Source organism: Massilia terrae (genome assembly GCF_024753145.1).
Classification (GTDB): Bacteria; Pseudomonadota; Gammaproteobacteria; order Burkholderiales; family Burkholderiaceae_D; genus Telluria; species Telluria terrae.
In genome coordinates this window covers 43,499-63,900 of sequence record NZ_JANUGU010000009.1, presented here as the reverse complement: position 1 = coordinate 63,900, position 20,402 = coordinate 43,499, and the positions used below count along the sequence as shown (strand labels likewise).

Annotated in this window: 17 protein-coding genes; 9 read left to right on the top strand and 8 right to left on the bottom strand. The window is 67.7% G+C overall.

Annotated features, from left to right (window positions below; genetic code table 11):
* Positions 1–59: 59 nt before the first annotated feature.
* From NX778_RS21205 to NX778_RS21170, 8 genes are all read right to left on the bottom strand, one after another.
* Complete coding sequence (locus NX778_RS21205) at positions 60–1,952, bottom strand: PepSY domain-containing protein (protein ID WP_258813792.1); 1,893 nt, start codon at positions 1,950–1,952, stop codon at positions 60–62.
* Positions 1,953–2,079: 127 nt separating this feature from the next.
* Positions 2,080–3,048: a M14 family metallopeptidase gene (locus NX778_RS21200; protein ID WP_258813791.1), complete on the bottom strand. Its 969-nt coding sequence runs from the start codon at positions 3,046–3,048 to the stop codon at positions 2,080–2,082.
* A 17-nt stretch (positions 3,049–3,065) separates the two neighbouring features.
* Entirely contained in the window at positions 3,066–4,547 is a 1,482-nt protein-coding gene (locus NX778_RS21195) for an NAD-dependent succinate-semialdehyde dehydrogenase (RefSeq protein ID WP_258813790.1), read from the bottom strand.
* 15 nt (positions 4,548–4,562) lie between these two features.
* Positions 4,563–5,678, bottom strand: coding sequence for a tartrate dehydrogenase (locus NX778_RS21190; RefSeq protein WP_258813789.1), 1,116 nt, complete (start codon positions 5,676–5,678; stop codon positions 4,563–4,565).
* Between the two features lie 235 nt (positions 5,679–5,913).
* Entirely contained in the window at positions 5,914–6,408 is a 495-nt protein-coding gene (locus tag NX778_RS21185) for an Lrp/AsnC family transcriptional regulator (RefSeq protein ID WP_370661364.1), read from the bottom strand.
* Positions 6,409–6,510: 102 nt separating this feature from the next.
* Entirely contained in the window at positions 6,511–7,896 is a 1,386-nt protein-coding gene (locus NX778_RS21180) for an aspartate aminotransferase family protein (protein WP_258813787.1), read from the bottom strand.
* Between the two features lie 162 nt (positions 7,897–8,058).
* A complete protein-coding gene (locus tag NX778_RS21175; RefSeq protein ID WP_258813786.1) occupies positions 8,059–8,919 on the bottom strand; it encodes a GNAT family N-acetyltransferase in 861 nt (286 codons plus the stop codon).
* 111 nt (positions 8,920–9,030) lie between these two features.
* On the bottom strand, positions 9,031–9,894 hold the full coding sequence (locus NX778_RS21170) for a GNAT family N-acetyltransferase (protein ID WP_258813785.1): 864 nt from the start codon (positions 9,892–9,894) through the stop codon (positions 9,031–9,033).
* 242 nt (positions 9,895–10,136) lie between these two features.
* Here NX778_RS21170 and NX778_RS21165 point away from each other — a divergent pair, with 242 nt between their 5' ends.
* The 9 genes from NX778_RS21165 to NX778_RS21125 all read left to right on the top strand — a co-directional run bounded on the left by NX778_RS21165 (position 10,137) and on the right by NX778_RS21125 (position 20,249).
* Positions 10,137–11,615: an aldehyde dehydrogenase family protein gene (locus NX778_RS21165; RefSeq protein ID WP_258813784.1), complete on the top strand. Its 1,479-nt coding sequence runs from the start codon at positions 10,137–10,139 to the stop codon at positions 11,613–11,615.
* A gap of 186 nt (positions 11,616–11,801) precedes the next feature.
* The gene (locus NX778_RS21160; RefSeq protein WP_258813783.1) at positions 11,802–12,473 is read left to right on the top strand and encodes a haloacid dehalogenase type II; all 672 of its coding nucleotides are present in this window, start codon (positions 11,802–11,804) and stop codon (positions 12,471–12,473) included.
* Between the two features lie 26 nt (positions 12,474–12,499).
* Positions 12,500–13,777 (top strand): NAD(P)/FAD-dependent oxidoreductase, encoded by a 1,278-nt coding sequence (locus NX778_RS21155; protein WP_258813782.1) that lies wholly within the window; start codon positions 12,500–12,502, stop codon positions 13,775–13,777.
* Positions 13,778–13,796: 19 nt separating this feature from the next.
* Positions 13,797–14,750 (top strand): ABC transporter permease, encoded by a 954-nt coding sequence (locus NX778_RS21150; RefSeq protein ID WP_370661363.1) that lies wholly within the window; start codon positions 13,797–13,799, stop codon positions 14,748–14,750.
* The gene (locus NX778_RS21145; RefSeq protein ID WP_370661361.1) at positions 14,747–15,607 is read left to right on the top strand and encodes an ABC transporter permease; all 861 of its coding nucleotides are present in this window, start codon (positions 14,747–14,749) and stop codon (positions 15,605–15,607) included. The genes NX778_RS21150 and NX778_RS21145 overlap by 4 nt, the downstream gene beginning before the upstream one ends.
* Position 15,608: 1 nt before the next feature.
* A complete protein-coding gene (locus NX778_RS21140; RefSeq protein WP_258813780.1) occupies positions 15,609–17,453 on the top strand; it encodes an ABC transporter ATP-binding protein in 1,845 nt (614 codons plus the stop codon).
* Entirely contained in the window at positions 17,450–17,758 is a 309-nt protein-coding gene (locus NX778_RS21135; protein ID WP_258813779.1) for a (2Fe-2S)-binding protein, read from the top strand. Before NX778_RS21140 ends, NX778_RS21135 begins: the two co-directional genes overlap by 4 nt.
* On the top strand, positions 17,740–19,116 hold the full coding sequence (locus tag NX778_RS21130; RefSeq protein ID WP_258813778.1) for an FAD/NAD(P)-dependent oxidoreductase: 1,377 nt from the start codon (positions 17,740–17,742) through the stop codon (positions 19,114–19,116). The genes NX778_RS21135 and NX778_RS21130 overlap by 19 nt, the downstream gene beginning before the upstream one ends.
* Complete coding sequence (locus NX778_RS21125; RefSeq protein ID WP_258813777.1) at positions 19,113–20,249, top strand: NAD(P)/FAD-dependent oxidoreductase; 1,137 nt, start codon at positions 19,113–19,115, stop codon at positions 20,247–20,249. The genes NX778_RS21130 and NX778_RS21125 overlap by 4 nt, the downstream gene beginning before the upstream one ends.
* The last annotated feature ends 153 nt before the right edge of the window (positions 20,250–20,402 follow it).

Genomic DNA, 20,402 nt, shown 5'->3' with positions numbered 1-20,402 from the left:
TGCTGCTTGGGTGCGTAGGCCGCCTCGCATGCGCGGCGGCTGCCCAATCGAGGCGATCGCTAGAGATCGAGGACCAGACCCGCGCCCCGCGCGCGCGAGCAGCAGGGCGTGAAGCAATCGTTGGCGGCGCGTGCTTCCGGTGTGAGGCAGTGGTCGCGGTGGTCGGGATCCCCTTCGAGCACACCGGTGACACAGCTGCCGCACAAGCCTTGGCCGCAAGAGGACGGGATGATGATGCCGGCATCGGCCAGGGCGGCCAGGGCGCTGCGATCGGCCGGGACCTCGACCAGGCGGCCACTGCTGGCTATGCGCAGCGTGAAGGGACGACCCCGCGCCACATCGTCCGCCGGACTGAAACGCTCTGTATGCACGCACTCGGCCGGCCAGCCAAGCCGCGCGGCTTCGGACAGCACCGCGTGGGTCAGCCCCGCCGGTCCGCACACGTACAGATGGGTGCCTTCCTTGCGCGCGGCCAGCAAGACGCCGAGGTCCAGGGGGCGCCCCTCGTTATTGCAGTACAAATGGACCTCGCCCAGGCGCGCCATGCGCTCGCGAAAGGCCGCGTGCGCCCGGCTGCGGCAGGCGTAGTGCAGCTCGAAGCGCTCGCCGCGAACGTCCAGAGCGTCGGCCATCGCCAGGATCGGGGTGATGCCGATGCCGCCCGCCACCAGGATGTTGTGGCGTGCCTGCGGCGCCAGCGCAAACTGGTTGCGCGGCATGCCGATCCTGACCAGGCTTCCTTTTCGCAGCGTTTCATGCATCGCCTGCGATCCGCCACGCGAAGGCTGGCAGCGCAGAACGGCGATGGTGTAGCGGCGCCGGTCACGTGGATCGCCGCACAGGGAATACTGGCGCACCAGGCCGGGCGCGATGAATACGTCCACGTGCGCCCCGGCGGTCCATGCGGGCAGACGCAGTCCCAACGGATGGGTGAATTCGAACGCCAGGATCCCATCGGCCACCGGATACGTGCGGCGCAGCCGCAGCGTCAAGGCGCCGCGCCGCCGCGCCAGGAAGCTGGCCAGGCCCAGCCAGGCCAGGACCGGCACCGTCAGCATGGCCAGGAACAGCACCGCCTGCTGCAGGATCCCGCCGGCGAGGCCGTAGTGCAGAGCCAGGGCCCAGCCGTAGGCGCGGTGGCCGATGCCGGTGGCGGCGTAGGGTGTGTAGCCGATGCGCTCGCCGCTGGCGGCATCCAGCCGCAGCAAGCCCGTGGCATAGGGATGGGGCGCATCGTTCGCGGCGACGTCGATCTCGATCGGGGCGCCGGCACGGTGCGGCATCCGCCATTGCAGCTGCTGCCAGGGTGTGCCGGCCAGCTGCGACCAGGCCTGGTCCAGGGCGGGGCCGCTGACCGTCACTGCGGGCCCCACGGCAGGTGCGGGCAGCGCCTGCGGCAGGCCGGTCAGCGCCGCCAGCACGAGCACCGGCGCGCTCCAGGGGCCGATCCGGCGATGCAGTTCGAGACGCCGGGCTCCCGCGGCCAGGCCGGCGCGGCGCCGTGGAGAAGGGCGCCAAGCCAGCAAGCCGGCCAGCGCCAGCACCAGCGCAGCGCCGGCGACGCTGCCGGCGACGACGGCGCCGATCGACCCGGTGCCGAAGGTGTGAATCCATTCGAGCGTGCCGAACGGTCCGCCGTAGGCATGCTGGATCCCGAGCACGCGGCCGTTGCACGCATCGACGTACACCCAGCGCCCATCGCTGAATTTGATGCGCACGCTGGTCCCGCGCTCGCTCAACATGCGGATCGCCGTCAGTGTTCCGGCGCCGGGGTTGGCGGCGCGGGCCGCGGCGACCAGCGCCGACAGCGGCCGGACACCGGTGCACACGGGCGCGCGCCACAGTCGGGCGCTGACGATCGGCTCGAGCTCGGGTCGGAACACCATGGCGGCGCCGCTCAGCGCAACGACGATCAGCAGCAGCCCTGCGCCCAGGCCGATCCATCGGTGCAAGGTGACGACCAGGGAAGGAGTGCCGGCAGCGCGCCGGGGCGTTGCGTGGTTCATGCGTTCGACCGTCTGCATAGAATGGATAATTACATTACATCACAGTCGGCTGCCGTGTTTCCTCGTCGGGCCGCTAATCCAGCAGTTGGCCCAGCCGCACCACCGTCGTTCCCGGCCTCAGTTGGCGCAGGGACGGCATGACGAGCACGCAGTTCGGATAAGGGGTGCGCACTTCGCGCCCTTCGTTCCACGCGATCACCGTGCCGGCTTCGGCGAACGTTTCAAGGCCGGTGTAGGGCGCGGCGAAACGGAAGCCCATGCCGGCGGCGACTACCGCGTCCGTCACGCGCACCACGCGCGGCGGCGCATCCTGGGGCTTGAGCCAGCGGTCGGGCAGGTCGCCCCAATCGATGGTGTCGCACAAGAGCAGCCAGCGCGCGCAGCAATTGCGCGCCACGTCGACCGCGCCTGCCTCCCAGTGCTGGCCGCATTCGATCAGCAGCGCGTTGCGTTCGCTCTCGACCTGGCCGAAATCGCCGTAGTCGCGCAGGCGCCGTCCTTCGGCGTGGCCGGCGTCGCTAACGATGGTGGCGGGCATGCCGAGGCGCCGCGCCAACTCGATGCCCTTGTCAAGCGGCCCGCACACAGTCAGGGGCGCGCTGCGTTCGTGCATCGAGTGCAGATCGAGCAGGAAGTCGACCGTATCGATCAGCGGGCGCAGTTCCCTTGCGCGGCGCAGTTCGGAGGAATCGCGCGACGAGTCGTCCAGAATGGCGGGCGACCAGACGCGGTTGAAGTCCTGGTCCACGAAGCGCGACGCGTCCGGTCTGGCAGGATCGAAGGTGAGATAGGCGGCCACATTGGCAAAGGCCAGGGTCAGCCTGCCGCGCCGGGGCCTGACGCCGAGGTCAAGCAACTCCTTCACCGCGACCGCGCCGCACACTTCATTGCCATGGGTGAGCGCGTTGATCATGACATGCGGGCCGGGCACTCCGCTATCGAAGGTGAAGACATAGGGGATCCCGGTATTGCCCTCGGCATAAGGACGGATGTCCGGGAAGGCGATCTCGATCGGGTAGGTTTCCGGGAGGTGGTCGGTCATATGCGTCTCCTTTGCCATCACGCCGCGCCGCCCTGGCACAGGTACTTGGTCTGCATGTAGTCGTCCAGGCCATGGCGCGAGCCCTCGCGCCCATAGCCGGATTCCTTGACGCCGCCGAACGGCGCCGCTTCCGAGGCCAGCACGCCTTCGTTGACGCCGACCAGGCCGGACTGCAGCCGCTCGCCCACGCGCCATGCGCGCGCGATGTCGCGGGTATAGAAATACGTGGCCAGGCCGAACGGTGTGTCGTTGGCCAGGCGTACCACCTCGTCCTCGTCGCTGAAGCGGAACAGTGGGGCCACCGGTCCGAACGTTTCCTCGTGTGCCAGCTCCATCTCGGGAGTGGCATCGCCCAGCACCGTGGGCGCGTAATAATTCGGGCCGTCAGCGATCTCGTTGCGCATGCGCTTGCCGCCGACCAGCGCACGGGCGCCGTGCGCGATCGCATCCCTGACGTGGCTGTCGATCTTGTCCACGGCGCGTGCATTGATCATCGGGCCGATCTGCGAATCCTCACGCGCGGCGGGACCGACCCGCAGCGCCGCCACGCGCGCGACCAGCTTTTCCGCGAATTGATCGTAGACCGCATCCTGCACGTAGATACGGTTGGGCGAGACGCAGGTCTGGCCGCCGTTGCGGAACTTCGCCGCCATCAGGCCATTGACGGCGGCATCGAGGTCGGCGTCATCGAACACGATGAAAGGCGCATTGCCGCCAAGTTCCAGCGAGAGCCGCTTGAGCGTGGTGGCCGATTCGCGTGCCAGGTACTTGCCGACCGCGGTCGAACCCGTGAACGTGAGCTTGCGCACGCGCGAATCGACCAGCCAGGCGCCAACCACTTCCTGCACCGACTCGCGCGACGACGTCACGATATTCAATACGCCGGGCGGTACGCCGGCTTCCTGCGCCAGCCTGACCAGCGCCAGCGCAGTCAGCGGCGTGTCCTCCGCCGGCTTGGCAACGACGGTGCAGCCGGCGGCCAGGGCAGGCGCGATTTTGCGGGCGATCATCGCCAGCGGGAAGTTCCACGGCGTAATCGCCGCGACCACGCCCACGGCTTCCTTCACCACCATCAGCTTGCGGCCACGCACCTGCTCCGGAATCATGTCGCCGTACGTGCGCACGGCTTCCTCGGCAAACCATTCGACATACGATGCGCCGTACGCGACTTCACCGCGGCCTTCGGCCAGCGGCTTGCCCTGTTCGCGAGAAATGATCCTGGCCAGGTCTTCCGTATGAGCGACGATCAGCGCGTGCCAGCGCTTGAGGATGCGGGCGCGGTCGCGCGCGGGCGTGTTGCGCCAGCTTTCCAAGGCATTGTGCGCGGTGGCCGTGGCCCGGCGGGCGTCCTCGGCGCTGCTGTCCGGGACGCTGGCAAAGGCAGCGCCAGTGGCCGGATCGGCGACGTCGTAACGGCGCGCGTCGATGCTGTCGCACCATTCGCCACCGATGAAGTTTTGCTGCTTGAGCAGGTCGGTACGGGTCAGTGTCAGGGACATGATCGGAATTCCTGGTTAAGTGAGGTCGCGGGTGGCGGAAGCGCCCCGTTCCACCGCGGCGGCGATGGCTTTGCCCATCTCGGTGGTCGAGGCGGAGCCGCCCAGGTCGGGCGTGCGCGGGCCTTCCGCCAATACCTGCTCGATGGCGGCCAGGATCGCGTCATGCGCCTGGCGGCCCACGGTGCCGCCCTGGTCGATGAAGTCGAGCATCAGGGCGCCGGACCAGATCATGCCGATCGGATTGGCGATGTTCCTGCCGTAGATGTCGGGCGCCGAGCCATGGACCGGCTCGAACAGCGACGGGAAGCTGCGTTCGGGGTTCAGGTTGGCCGATGGCGCAAGGCCCAGCGTGCCGGTGCAGGCGGGGCCGAGGTCGGACAAGATGTCGCCGAACAGATTGGAAGCGGCAACCACGTCGAAGCGTTGCGGCTGCAGTACGAAGCGTGCCGAGAGGATGTCGATGTGCTGCTTGTCCCAGCGCACGTCCGGATAGCCCGCCGCGATCTCCGCCGCGCGCCCGTCCCACCACGGCATGCTGACGGCGATGCCGTTGCTCTTGGTGGCCACCGTCAAGTGCTTGCGCTCGCGCTTGCGAGCGAGCTCGAACGCGAATTTCAATAAACGGTCGGTGCCATGGCGGGAGAACACCGATTGCTGCATGACGACTTCACGCTCGGTCCCTTCGTACATGATCCCGCCGACCGCGCTGTATTCGCCCTCCGTATTTTCGCGCACGATCATGAAGTCGATGTCGCCCGGCTTGCGGTTCGCGAGCGGGCAGGACACGCCTTCGAACAGGCGCGCCGGACGCAAGTTGATGTACTGGTCGAATTCACGGCGGAATTTCAGGATCGAGCCCCACAAGGAGATATGGTCGGGCACTGCGTCCGGCCAGCCGACGGCGCCGAAATAGATCGCATCCACGCCGGCCAGCTGCGCTTTCCAGTCGTCCGGCATCATCTTGCCGTGGGCCGCATAGTAGTCGCAGCTGGACCATTCGATGTGTTTGTAGTGGAGCGCGATGCCGAAGCGCTGGGCGGCGGCATCGAGTACGCGCAAGCCTTCCGGCATGACTTCCTTGCCGATGCCGTCTCCGGCGATGACAGCAATATTGAATGAGAGCTTGGCCATGGAGTTCCGTTCCTGGAAATCGAAGAATGGGCTGGGCGGTGCCTGCCCGGCGGTGAATGATGGCTTGATCTTAGCGCCGCTCCCGAGATCGAAGTATGCGTAGAGTGGGGCGCAACCGGCACAAACGATGTTTTTTTTGGCGCGGCTTCGGCATGTTATGCGGCGCGCACGGGAGGGAGGGGGAACAGCGAGGGAGGAGCGCCAGGAAAGCGGCGCTTACGGCGTGGCGAGCGGTTTACTCGTGGGACGAGAACAGCTTCTCGATCGGATAGTGGGTCTTGACGAAGGGCGACTTGATGACGATGTAGCTGAAGTATTTTTCGATGCTGACGCTGCGCTCAAGCACTTCTTCCATGATGGTCTGGTAATGCCCGACGCTGCGCGTGACGAATTTGAGCAGGTAGTCGAAGCCGCCGCTGACCAGGTGGCATTCGACCACCTCGTCGATCTTGCGGATGGCGGTCTCGAATTTCACGAAGTCCTCGCGCCGGTGGTCCGACAGCGTCACCTGGGTAAACACGACTTGCATGGCGCCGAGCTTTTCCAGCTGGATCAGGGCCCCGTAGCCGGTGATGTAGCCGGCCTTTTCCAGCCGCTTGACGCGAATCAGGCAAGGGCTGGGTGAAAGGCCGACCGCGTCGGCGAGGTCGACGTTGGTAATCCGGCCATTGGCCTGCAGGTGGCCAAGGATACGGATGTCGATACGGTCGAGTTTTAGCGCTTCCGGCATCATCGTGCGTCGCCGCTCCTGGTAGTCTCGCAATAGTTAACCAGCATGCTAACAGGCGCGCTGCTCACAGTAAATAAGTAGTTCCCGCCGAGCTTGGCCGGCTTATTTGACGGCCCGGCGCACATCCGGCTGGTCCAGCACCTCGTCCAGGGTCTGCTTCAGGCGCGCGAACAGCAGTTCGAACTCGCTGGCGGTATAGCACAGCGCCGGTGCGAAGCCCAGGATATTGTCGCCGAAGGCACGGAATATGACGCCGTTGCGGTAGGCCGCGGCGGCGATCCGCTCGCTGAGCTTGAGCGCCGGGTCGAAGCGCGTCTTGGCGGCCTTGTCCGCGACCAGTTCCAGGGCGCCCAGCAAGCCGCGGTTGCGCGCATCGCCCACCAGCGGATGGGACAGCATCTCGCGCAAGCCCTCCTCGAAATGCGGCGTTTGCGCCACACCGTTGGCAAGCAGGCCACCTTCCTCGTACAGGCGCAGCACTTCCAGGCCGACCGCGGCGCTGACCGGGTGCGCGGAGTAGGTGTGGCCATGCCCGACCGGCATGCCGGGCGAACCGTCGGCGATGGCGGCATACACCGCCTCCGACATCAGCACGGCGCCCATCGGCGCATAGCCCGCCGTCAGGCCCTTGGCGACCGTCATCAGGTCCGGCTGCACGTCTTCGGCTTCGCACGCGAACAGCGGGCCGGTGCGGCCGAAGCCGGTGATGACCTCGTCCACCACGAACAGGATGCCCAGTTCGCGGCAGGCCTCCCGCATGGCTTTGAGCCAGCCCTTGGGCGGCACGATCACGCCGCCCGAGCCCTGCACGGGCTCGCAGAAGAACGCCGCCACCTTGTCCGCGCCCAGCGCCCCCACCTTGGCGCGCAGGGCCGCCACCGACGCGTCGATGATGGCTTGCGGGTCCGGCCCCGCTGCGTTGCGGTAGGGGTAGGGCGACGGGATCTTGTGCTGGTGGGGCAGCGGAACGTCGAAGTTCTGGTGGAAGGCCGCGATGGCGGTCAGGCCCGAACCCTGCGACGACGAACCATGGTAGCCGCGCTCGAGTGAAATGAAGTGCTTCTTTTGCGGGCGGCCGGTCGAATTGTAGTAGTGCGTGATGAAGCGGATCGCCGCGTCGACCGCGTCCGAGCCGCCCAGCGTGAAGTACACATGGCGCAGCGATGCCGGCGCCAGTTCCACCAGGCGAGCCGCCAGGCGGATCGCCGGCTCGGACGCGAAGTGGAAATAGGTGGTCGCGTATGGGAGCTGGCGCATCTGCTCGGTTGCTGCGCGCACGATGCTTTCCTGGCCGTAGCCGACGTTGACGCACCACAGGCCGGAAAACGCGTCCAGCAGCTCCTTGCCCTGGGCATCTTCCAGGTAGGCGCCATGGCCTGACACGAGGATCGTGGCGCCGCGCTGCTCATGGCTGCGGTAATCCACGACTGGATGGATGAGGTGGGCGCGGTCCAGCGAGGTGAGCTCGGTAATTTCGTTGTTGTGCATGAGTGGCTCCGGTTGAAAAGCGAATGTTTCTCGCTTATGGTAGCCAGGCCCTTGCAGCGATAGCTTGCGGAAAGGGGGCGCTAAATCAGCGGAAATTGCGTTTTGAGGGAGGATTCGGCATTTTCTGTTTTGGGGCCCATGCGCTACCGCTACGCCAGGCCGCTAGCACAAGGCCTGGTTGATGATCGCGAATTGCGCAGCGCTGCCATCGCGGCGCGGCAGGCCGTTGCGCGCCATGATCACCGCAGTGTCGACCTGCGCCAGGCCAGCCGCTTCCAGCCATGCGCCCAGGCCGGCGGCGCCGCTGATGTCGATGCGGACGAAAGTGCCCGCGTAGGCGCCCGACCAGTGCGCGATCAGCGCCTTGGCGCCGTCCACGTCGGGCGCCACCAGCGGGCCGATGACGTGGCCGCGCCCGAACTGCCGCATGATGGAAAAACCCAGCGGCATGCCGTCGCGCTCCAGCATCGACACCTGGCCCATGCCGGCCAGTGCGCGCACCAGCGCATCGCGCCTCATGCCGGTGGCGCCGTTGGCCAGGGCGATCATGGCAGGCAGGTCTTCCGGCCCGGCCGGGCGCACGCGCGCGCCGCCATCCAGCGCGACCGGCGCAATGGCCGCCAATGTGCCCTGGTGCTGGCACAGCGTGCCGATCGCCGCGAATCCCATGCGTTCGTACAGAGGCTGGCCGGCGGCGGTGGCGTTGAGCAGGACGCAGCGATCGCCGAGTTCTTCCAGCAGGAGCCGCATCAGTTCGCGGCCGATGCCCTTGCCCTGATGCTCCGGCGACACGATGATCATCCCGAGCGACGCATGGTGCTCGCCCTGCTTCCAGCAAAGTCCGGTGCCGATCACGGCGCCATCCTGTTCGGCGACGTAGCCGCTGCCCACGCGCAGCACAAACTGCCAGTCCTCGGCGCGGTGCGGCCAGCGCACCGCCTGCGACAGCGCGTGCGCGGTGGGGATGTCGCCTTCGTTCATGCGGCGGTAGTTGACGGCGGTACTGCCGGTTTGGGTGAGCATGTCGGTTTCCTTGTGGATGATGGCGGCGCCGGCGGGCAAGCGCGTTGCGGCCCGCTGCCGGCAATGTCTGAATCCGCGGCGGGCGCAACCCGCCATCGCCTGTCGGTCGCGTCAGCCCAATGACTGGCTGAGCAGGGCAAAGCGCGTCATGGATGGGTCGGGACGGGGCGCCTCGCCGCGCACCAGCACCGGTACGGTTGCTTCCACCTGCACCAGGCCCATCTCCGTCAACCAGGGACTCAGCCCGCTGGCGTCGGGAACATCGAGGCGGACGAACGAACCGGCGCGCGCGCCGGCCCAGTGCGCGATCAGCGCCTTGGCACGTTCGGCGTCGGGCGCGATCACCGGGCCGATCACATGGCCGAGCCCAAACTTGCGCAGCGCGGCGTAGCCGATCAACTCGCCGTAGCGGTCGATGGCAACCAGGCTCGCCACGCCCGTGAGGTGCTTGAGCGAGACGGTGCTCGACCTGCCGAGCGCGCGCCGGGACAGCTCGGCCAGCGCGGCTTCATCGCGCGGGCCGACCGGGCGGATCCGCTCCCCTTCGCGCAGCTGCACGAACGGCGCGCGGAAGACGCTGCCCTGGTGCTGGTGCACGCAGCCGATCCGCGCGAAACCAAGGCTTTCGCAAAACGAGTGGTGCCTGGCGACGGCATGGAGCAGGACATTGCGCCCGCCCGTTTCGCGCATGATGCGTGCCATCAGTGCGCGGCCGATGCCGGCGTTCTGGCGCTCGGGGGCGACGATCACCATGCCCACCGACGCATAGTCCTGGCCGTACAGCCAGCACATCACCGTGCCGATCACGCCGGTCTCGTCTTCCGCGACGATGCCTTCGCCCAGGCCATGGACGAACTTCCAGTCTTCGAGCCGGTGCGGCCACAGCACCGACAGCGACAGTTTGTGCGCTGCCGGCAAGTCATCGGCCGTCATGCGGCGATACTGGACCACGCTATCGGTCTTGCGATTTTTCATGCGATTTGCTCCCGCTTGACGCTTCAGTGACGGCAATATTGCCATACCCGGATGGCGCTGGCGACGGGGGAAATGCAAATCCAAACATTCGGCCATGGGCGGCGGCGAAAGCGCGGTTTGTGCTGGCTTCCCGGTCCTCAACCGCACAAAATGCTTTGGGGGTAACCCTATAATCTTTCCATACAGGTGGGTCGCCCGCATCGGCCGCGTGGCCCTGTTCGCACGAGAGAAAGGGATAGTGAATGGAAGGCTTCGACCCGAATGAGGTTGACGTGCGCATGGCGCATTTTATCCATGGACGCTTCGTGGAGGAGGGTGCCGGTGAGCTGCCGGTACAGCGGCCTTCCGATGGCCAGGTCTACGCCGCGGTGCCGGTGGCCGGAGCGGACCTGGTCGATCAGGCCGTGCAGGACGCGTCGCGGGCATTCAAGACGAGCGACTGGAGCCGTTGCGCGCCGCGCGAACGGGCGCGCATCCTGCGCCGCTGGGCCGACCTGATCGAGGCCGATGTGCACACGCTGGCGCGCCTGGAGGCCGTCGGTTCGACCCGGCCGGTCAAGGATGTGGCGGCCTGGGACGTGCCTTTCACCGCCGACGGCATCCGCTTCTTCGCCGAGTGGGCCGACAAGATCGGCGGCGATGTCGCGCCCACGCGCAGCGACAACCTCGGCATGACGATCGCCGAGCCCTATGGCGTGGTGGGCGCCATCGCGCCCTGGAACCTGCCGCTGGTGATGGCTTCTTGGAAGGTGGCGCCGGCGCTGGCCGCCGGCAATGCGGTGGTATTGAAACCGTCCGAGCTCACGCCGTTCAGCGTGCTGCGCCTGGCGGAACTGGCGGTCGCCGCCGGCATGCCGAAGGGACTCTTCAACATCGTCCAGGGCGACGGCCGCACCACGGGCGACGCCCTGTGCCGCCATCCGCAAGTGGCCAAGATGACGTTCACGGGTTCGACCCGCACCGGCGCGGCCATCATGGCCGCTTGCGCGGAGAGCGGCACCAAGCCGGTGACGCTGGAACTGGGCGGCAAGAGCCCGCAAATCGTGTTCGCCGACGCGCCCGACTTCGACAAGACCGTGCGCACCGTGGCGCGCGCGATCACGCTGAATGCCGGCCAGGTGTGCGTGGCCGGTTCGCGCCTGATCGTGCAGCGCTCCATCGCCGAGCGCTTCATCGAGCGCCTGGCCGCCGTGTTCGCCGAGCTCGTGGCCGGGCCCACCTGGGACAGCAGCGCGTCCCTGAGCCCGATCATCAACCGGCGCGAAATGCAGCGCATCGACGGCATCGTGCAGCGCGGCGTGGCGGCTGGCGCGCAGGTCGTGGCGGGAGGCCGCGCCATCCCGGCCGGCGGCGATGGCGCCTATTACCAGCCGACCATCCTGACCCGGGTCGACGGCACGATGGACGCGGTGAAGAACGAAATCTTCGGCCCGGTCATCACCGTGCAGGTGTTTGACGACGAGGACCAGGCCCTGGCCCTGGCCGACCACCCGGACTACGGCCTGGCAGCCGGCATCCATACGGCCGATATCGGCCGCGCCATGCGCCTGGCGCGCGGCATCGAAGCCGGCACGGTGTGGATCAACCGCTACGGGCGCAGCGCCGACTACGTCATTCCGACCGGCGGCTACAAGCGCTCCGGCATCGGCAAGGACCTGGGCCGCCAGGCCTACGAGGCCAACCTGCATTTCAAGAGCGTATTGGTGGATTTCGCGGCCTGAGCGGTGGCTGATGTTAGCGCCGCAATATATGCTGCTGCAGTCGGGAAATACCATGCATTCTGTGTTTTGACCGCGCCAATTAAAGACATTCGCCACGGTCCGCGATGGTTAAATCGTGTCAGACGGCAGCGTCCCTGGACGTGCTTTCGGAACCGGATTGAACCATCGAGACAAGGAACCATCACCATGACGACCCACCTGCGGCCCAAGTACATTTCATTCGACTGCTACGGCACGCTGATCAACTTCCGCATGGCGGACGTGGCGCGCGAGCTGTTCGCCGGCCGCATCGCACCCGGACAGATGCAGCAGTTCACCCGCGATTTCGCCGCGTATCGCCTGGACCAGGTCATGGGCGACTGGAAGCCGTACGACCAGGTCCTGTGCAACGCCCTGCAGCGCACCTGCAAGCGCTGGGGGATTGAATATCGCGATGACGAAGGCATGGCGTTCTACCGCGCGGTGCCGACCTGGGGCCCGCACGCGGACGTGCCGGAGGCGCTGGCCAGGCTGGCCCAGGAATACAAGCTGGTGATCCTGTCGAACGCCATGGACGAACAGCTGCCGCACAACGTCGGCAAGCTGGGCGCACCCTTCCACCGCGTCTACACGGCGCAGCAAGCCGGCGCCTACAAGCCGCGCCTGCAGGCGTTCGAATACATGCTCGACCAGCTGGGCTGCAGCCCGGACGACATCCTGCACGTGTCGTCGAGCCCGCGCTACGACCTGATGTCCGCGCATGACATGGGCATCAAGAACAAGGTCTTCGTCAACCGCGGCCACGAACCGGGCACGCCTGGTTACGACTACCACGAAATCAAGGACCTGGGCGGGCTGCCGGGTCTGGTCGGCCTGTAAGCCGATGACTAGCACAGGACGCTGCGATGAAGCTTGAATCTTATTGGCTCGATACCGCGCCCGCCTTCGGCGCGGGCGTGCAGGGCCCGGTTGAGGGACGCGCCGACGTGGTGGTGGTCGGCGGCGGCTTCACCGGCCTGTCCGGCGCACTGGCGCTGGCCCGTCGCGGCGCCTCGGTGACGGTGCTGGAAGCCGGACGCGTGATCGGCGAAGCTTCCGGCCGCAATGGCGGCCATTGCAGCAGCGGCCTGGCCCACGACTTCGGCGCGCTGGCGGCGCGCCTGGGGGTGGACAAGGCGCGCGACTTCCAGCGCGCGTATAACGCCGCCTTCCATACGGTGGCGGGCATCGTGCGCGACGAAGGCATCGCCTGCGACTTTGCCGTGGTCGGCAAGCTGAAGCTGGCCGCCAAGCCCGAGCATTACGACAAGCTGGCGCGCGCCTGCGAATTGCTGCAACGCGAGGGTGAGCCGGGTGTGCGCATGGTGGACCCGGCGCACATCGGCGAGGAAGTCGGGTCGGACAAGTTCCATGGCGGAATGCTGCAGACCAACAGCGCGCAGATGCACATGGGTAAGTTTGGCGTCGGCCTGGCGCATGCCGCCGCGCGCGCGGGCGCGCAGGTGTTCGAGCAGGCGCCCGTGACGCGACTCGAACGCCTCGCCAACGGCGGCTTTCGCGTCACCAGTGCGCGTGGCGTGATCGAAGCCAGGCAAGTGTTGCTGGCGACGGGGAATTCCCGCACCGGCCCGTTTTCCCATTTCCGCCGCCGCATGATTTCCGTCGGCAGCTTCATCGTCGCCACCGAGCCGCTGCCGGCGGCGCTGATCCAGCAGCTGATGCCGCATCGCCGCAACTACGTCACCTCCAGGATCATCGGCAACTACTTCCGCCTGGCGCCGGACGACCGTCTTGTATTTGGCGGCCGTGCGCGCTTCGCCCTGTCGAACCCCCGTTCCGACGTGAAAAGCGGCGCGATCTTGCGCGCCGCCATGGAACACATGTTTCCCCAGCTGGCGGGGATCGGCATCGATTACTGCTGGGGTGGCCTGGTCGACATGACGGCCGACCGCCTGCCGCGCGCGGGCGAGCACGACGGGATGTATTTCGCCACCGGCTACAGTGGCCATGGCGTGCAGATGTCGGTTCACATGGGCCAGGTGATGGCCGATGTCATGGCCGGCAAACCGGAGCGTAATCCGTGGCGCGGCCTGGAATGGCCTGCCATTGCCGGCCATTTCGGCAAGCCATGGTTCTTGCCGTTCGTCGGCGCCTACTACCGGTTCCAGGACTGGCTGCATTGAGGGGGATAACGCAATGATCTTGAAAAGCCATGCCATGCGCCTGATCGCGCATCGGGTCGGGGTGGCGCTGCTGACGCTGCTCGCGGTGTCGGTGGTGGTGTTCGCGATCACCAGCATGCTGCCGGGCGACGCCGCCCAGGCCATGCTGGGACAGGAGTCGACGCCGGAACTGCTGGCCGCTCTGCGCCACAAGTTCGGCCTCGACCAGCCGGGCTATGTGCGCTACGCGCGCTGGCTGGGCGGCCTGCTGCTGGGCGACCCAGGCAACGCGCAGGCCAACGACCTGCCGGTGGCGCAGCTGATCGGCGCGCGGCTGCCCAATTCCCTGATGCTAGCGGCGGCCACCACGGCCGTCTCGGTACCGCTGGCGCTGACCGTCGGCGTCACCAGCGCCATGTTCCGCGGTTCGCTCTACGACCGCATGGTCAACATGGCCACCGTGTGGGTGGTGTCGGTGCCGGAGTTCCTGATCGCCACGGTGGCGGTGCTGGTTTTCGCTGTCAAGCTGCACTGGCTGGCGGCGCTGTCGCGCCCCGACGACATCGCGACCCTGGGCCAGTTCCTGCGCGTGTACGCGATGCCGGTGCTGACCCTGTGCTGCGTGATCGTGGCGCAGATGGCGCGCATGACCCGCGCCGCCGTGATCGACCAGCTGACCTCGTCCTACATCGAGATGGCGCGCCTGAAGGGCGTGCGGCCGGTGCGCATGGTGCTGACCCATGCCTTGCCGAATGCCGTCGGGCCGATCGCGAATGCGGTGGCGCTCTCGCTGTCGTACCTGATCGGCGGCGTGATCATCGTCGAATCGATTTTCAACTACCCCGGGATCGCCAGCCTGATGGTGGATTCCGTGACCGTACGCGATATGCCGGTGGTGCAGGCCTGCGCCATGCTGTTCTGCGCCGGCTACCTGGTGCTGCTTACCGTGGCCGACCTGGCCGCCATCCTGTCCAATCCGAGACTGCGCAAATGAAAACCAACGTGCCGCCTTCCATCGTTTCCGTCCCGGGCAAGCGCAAGCCGCGCCGGCCCCTGTCCATCGCCGGCATGGCCGGCGCTGTCGTGGTGGGGTTCTGGCTGCTGATGGCGGTGCTTGGCCCCTGGCTCGCGCCGGACGACGCGGGCAACATGAATGGCGACGCCGTGTTCGCCCCCATCAGCGCGCAGTATCCGCTGGGCGCCGATTTCCTGGGGCGCGACATGCTGTCGCGGATCCTGCAGGGCGCGCCCTACACCGTTGGCGTGGCGCTGGCGGCGGTGCTGGTGGCCAGCGTCGGCGGCACCGCGCTGGCCCTGTTCGCGGCGGCGCGCGGCGGCTGGTTCGACAGCGTCGTCAGCCGCATCGTCGACGTCCAGCTCAGCATCCCGACCAAGCTGCTGGCGCTGATCATGATCGCCGCTTTCGGCTCCTCGGTGCCGGTGCTGGTCCTGACGATCGGCATCGGCTACCTGCCCGGCGCGTTCCGCATCGCCCGCTCGCTGGCGGTGAACGTGCAGGCCATGGAGTATGTGCAGGCCGCACGTGCGCGCGGCGAGGGCCTGGCCTACATCACCTTCCACGAGATGCTGCCCAACATGCTGCGCCCGGTGCTGGCCGATTTCGGCCTGCGCTTCCTGTTCATCGTCTTGCTGCTCAGCGGCCTGAGCTTCCTGGGCCTGGGCGTGCAGCCGCCGGACGCCGACTGGGGTTCGCTGGTGCGGGAAAACATCATCGGCTTGAGCGAAGGGTCGCCGGCCGTGATCGTGCCGGCCATTGCGATCGCCACCCTGACCATTGGCGTGAACATGGCCATCGACGGCTTTGCCGGCCGCAAGCGGCGCGGAGCGTGATATGAATGAACTAGTCAAGGTGTCCGGATTGCGGGTCACGGCCCGCAACGAGCTGGATGAGGAAGTCACGATCGTCCACGACGCCGCGTTCTCGATCAACAAGGGCGAGGTGCTGGCGCTGATCGGCGAATCCGGGTCGGGCAAGAGCACCATCGCGCTGGCGCTGATGGGCTATGCACGCGCCGGCTGCCGCCTGGCCGGCGGCACGGTCAGCGTGGCCGGGCACCAGATGCTCGCGCTCGGCGAGCGCCAGCTGGCCACGCTGCGCGGGCGCACCGTGGCCTACATCGCGCAGAGCGCGGCGGCCTCGTTCAACCCGTCCAAGCGCATCATGGACCAGGTGATCGAGAGCGCGCTGATCCACCGGCTGATGCCGCGCGCGGCGGCCGAAGCCAAGGCGGTCGACTTGTTCCGCGAGCTTGCGCTGCCGGACCCTGCGCACATCGGGCAGCGCTACCCGCACCAGGTCTCGGGCGGCCAGTTGCAGCGCCTGATGGCGGCCATGGCGCTGATCACCGATCCCGACCTGGTGATCCTGGACGAGCCGACCACGGCGCTGGACGTGACCACCCAGATCGACGTGCTGCGCGCCTTCAAGAAGGTCGTGCAGGAACGCGGCAGCACGGCCGTGTACGTCTCGCACGACCTGGCGGTGGTGGCGCAGATGGCGGACCGCATCGTGGTGCTGCGCCATGGCGAGATCCAGGAAAATGGCGCGACATCGCAAATCCTGTCTGCGCCCGCGCATCCCTACACGCGCAGCCTGCTGGCGGCGATCGCACCGGCGGCGGGCCCGGCGGCCGTGCAAGCCAAGGCGCCGCAGGCGCGGCCGCTGCTCGAAGTACGCGGCCTGGCGGCGCGCTACGGTTCGGGCAAGGGCGGGGCGCCGGTCAAGCGCGTGCTGGAGGGCATCGACCTTGTGATCCCGCGCGGCGCCACCATCGGCGTGATCGGCGAATCCGGCAGCGGCAAGACCACGCTGGCGCGCACGCTGGCCGGCATGGTGGCGCCCTCGGCGGGAGAGATCCTGCTGGATGGCGAAGCGCTGGCGCCGACGCTGGAGGGGCGCACGCGCGAACAGTGCCGGCGCGTCCAGTTCGTGTTCCAGAACGCCGACACCGCGCTCAATCCGCGCCATTCGATCGAGCGCATCCTGGGGCGCCCGCTCGAGTTCTACCACGGCATGAAGGGCGAGGAGCGGCGCCGGCGCGTGCTGCAGCTGCTCGACCTGGTGAAGCTGCCGGCCGCGGTGGCCGAGCGCTTGCCGGGCGAACTGTCGGGTGGCCAGAAGCAGCGCATCAACCTGGCGCGGGCGCTGGCGGCGCAGCCGGACCTGATCCTGTGCGACGAGGTCACGTCGGCGCTCGACACCGTGGTGGGCGCGGCGATCCTCGAACTGATGGCCGAACTGCGCAAGGAACTGAACGTGTCCTACATGTTCATCAGCCACGACATCAACACGGTGCGCGCCATCTGCGACGAGATCGTGGTGCTGTATGCCGGGCGCAAGGTCGAGTCGCGCCGGCGCGAGGCGCTGGCGGCGGCGCCGTTCCATCCGTATTCGCACCTGCTGATTTCGTCGGTGCCGGTGCTGCGCCGCGGTTGGCTCGAAGAAGTGGAAGGGCGGACGCCGGCGGCGCTGCCGCCACTGCTGTCGGCCAGCCAGGCGCTGGACACCTGCCCCTTCCTCGACCGCTGCGCGCTGCGGATGGACGGGGTCTGCAATCTGCTGCCGCCACCGCGCCGGGAGCTCGACAACGGCGGCAGCATCCTGTGCCACCACAGCGCGGCCGCGCTGCGCGAATTGCAAACGCCGCTCGGCGTCATCGAAGGAGAAGTAGCATGAGTCAACGATTTGTCCGCTTGGGCGAGACGAACCGGACGCCGGTGCGGATCGCCATCGACGGACGCCCGGCCGAAGCGCTCGCGGGGGACACGCTGATGGTCGCGGTACTCAACAATGCCGGCCAGTTGCGTGAATCCGAATTCGGCGACGGCAAGCGCGCCGGCTTTTGCCTGATGGGCGCCTGCCAGGATTGCTGGGTGTGGACTGCCGATGGCGAGCGCCTGCGCGCCTGCACCACCGTGGTGAAAGAAGGAATGCATATCGTAACGACACAACCGGGGGCGACATGGCCGAACCTCGCGTAATCGTGATCGGCGCCGGCCCCGCCGGGGTGCGCTGCGCCGAGACTTTGGTGGCCGCGGGCCTGCGCCCGACGGTGATCGATGAAAACCGCCGCGACGGCGGCCAGATCTACCGTCGCCAGCCGGACAATTTTACGCGCCCCTACGCCAAGCTGTATGGCACCGAGGCCGGGCGGGCGCGCGCGCTGCACGAGAGCTTCGATGCGCTGCGCGGCCAGATCGATTATTTGCCGGAGACTTTGGCCTGGAATATTTTTGAAGGCGAGGTCCATGTGGCGCACGAGCAGCGCACGCGCGGCCTTCCCTACGACGCGCTGGTGATCTGTTCCGGCGCCACCGACCGCCTCATGCCGGTCAAGGGCTGGCATTACGCCGGCACTTACAGCCTGGGGGCCGCGCAGATCGCGCTGAAGGCCCAAGCCTGCGCCATCGGCCGCCGGATCGTGTTCATGGGTACCGGACCGCTGCTTTACCTGGTGGCCTCCCAATATGTGAAAGCCGGGGCCACGGTGGCCGCGGTGCTCGATACCTCGCCGCTGATGCGGCGGCTGGCCGCGCTGCCGAAATTGCTGGCGCGGCCGCGCCTGCTGCGCAACGGCTTCGCGCTGATGGCCGGTCTCAAGCGGGCCGGGGTGCAGGTGCTGACCGGAACGACGCCGGTCGAAATCAAGGGTTCGCCCGACACGGGCGTGCGCGGCGTGGTGTTCAAGGATGCCCGGGGCCGCATGCGCTCGCTGGAATGCGATGCGCTCGCCATGGGCTACCACTTGCGCCCGGAAACGCAGCTGGCCGACCTGGCGCGCTGCGCCTTCCGCTTTGACCAGGAAACGCGCCAGTGGCTGCCCGCGGTGAGCGAAGACGGCCGCACCTCGGTGCCAGGCGTCTACCTGGCCGGCGACGGCATGCGCGTGCTGGGCGCCGACGCGGCCGAGATCGGCGGCAGGCTGGCCGCGCTGGCGCTGTTGAAAGATCTTGGGCATCCGGTGCGGGATGACGAACTGGCGCACTTGCGCGCGGAACAGGCGCGCATGGAACGCTTCCGCCAAGGCCTGGCGCAAGCATTCCCGTGGCCGGCAGAGCAAGCCGCGCGCTTGCCGGACGACGCCATCGTCTGCCGTTGCGAAGCGATCACGGCAGGCGAGCTGCGCCGGGTCGTGTGCGAGATGGGCGCGTCCGAAGCCAACCGCGCCAAGGCGTTCAGCCGCGTCGGCATGGGACGCTGCCAGGGACGGTATTGCGGCCACGCCGGGGCGGAGGTGATTGCCGCCGCGGCCGGCGTGCCGGTGGAAGTGGTCGGGCGGCTGCGCGGCCAGGCGCCGGTCAAGCCGCTTCCGATCGCGATTCAAAAGGAGATTGTATGAGCCGGCAAGCGGCCGATGTCGTGATCGTCGGCGGCGGGATCATGGGCGCCGCCGCGGCATTTTTCTTGCGCCAGCGCGGCCGTTCGGTCATCCTGCTCGAGCGCGGCCTGATCGGCCAGCAGGCCAGCGGGGTCAATTTCGGCAACGTGCGCCGCATGGGCCGCGCGCTCGGAGAGCTGCCGCTGTCGAACCGCTCGCGCGGGATCTGGCTGAAGTTTCCGGAGCTGTTCGGCGCGGACGCCGAGCTGCTGCTGAATGGCCATCTGCGCGTCGGCTTCCTCGAGGAACACGAGGAAAGGATGCAGCGCTACGCGCACGAGGCCCGCGACCACGGCATCGGCATGCAGATGATGACGGCGAAGGCGTTGCGCGAGCGCTTCCCCTATCTGGGTCCGGACATCGTCGCCGGCTGTCTCGCGCCCAATGACGGCCATGCCAACCCGCGGCTGGCGGCGCCGGCGATCGGGCGCGCGGCCGCGCGCGCGGGTGCGCAGGTGCTGGAAAACACCGACATCGTGAATGTCGAGAAGGACGGCGGCGAGTTTCGCGTGAGTGCGGCCGATGGCCGCGAATTTTGCGCGCCGGTCGCGCTCATCACGGCCGGGGCGTGGGGCGACCGCATCAGCGCCAGCTTCGGCGACCCGGTGCCGATGATCGTCAAGGCGCCGCAGATGGCCGTCACGGAGCCGGTGCCCTATGCCATCGGGCCAACCACCGGCGCGATCTCGGACACGCCCGAGCCGGGTGTCTACTTCCGCCAGGTCGCGCGCGGCAACATCGTCATCGGTGGCGGCGGGCATGAGCAGGTCGACATGGTCAACCGGCGCGCCAACGTGAATCCGATGCGCACGCTGATGAAGCTGGCGCAGGCGCCGCGCGTGGTCCCGGCATTCAAGCACCTGAGCATCATCCGCGTCTGGGCCGGTATCGAAGGGTACATGCAGGACAGCCGCGGGGTCATGGGGCCGAGCGCGCGCGTGCCCGGCCTGTACTACGCGTTCGGCTTTTCCGGCGAAGGCTTCCAGCTGGGGCCGGGCGTGGGCGACGTGATGGCGGAACTGATCGCCACCGGCGCCACCAGCACGCCGATCGACTACTTCGATATCCGACGCTTCGACAAGGTGCCTGCCTAGGCGCAGGTCGCGGCGGGTGCGCTCACGGCGGCGCGGTCCTCGACGGGCCGCGCCGCTTTTTCATATGGATTCGGCCGGACAGTGCTGGCCGCCAAGCGATATGCCGGTGCCGCCGCCAATTCCAAAGATTCTGCTGCCACCAGCTGGCATTAC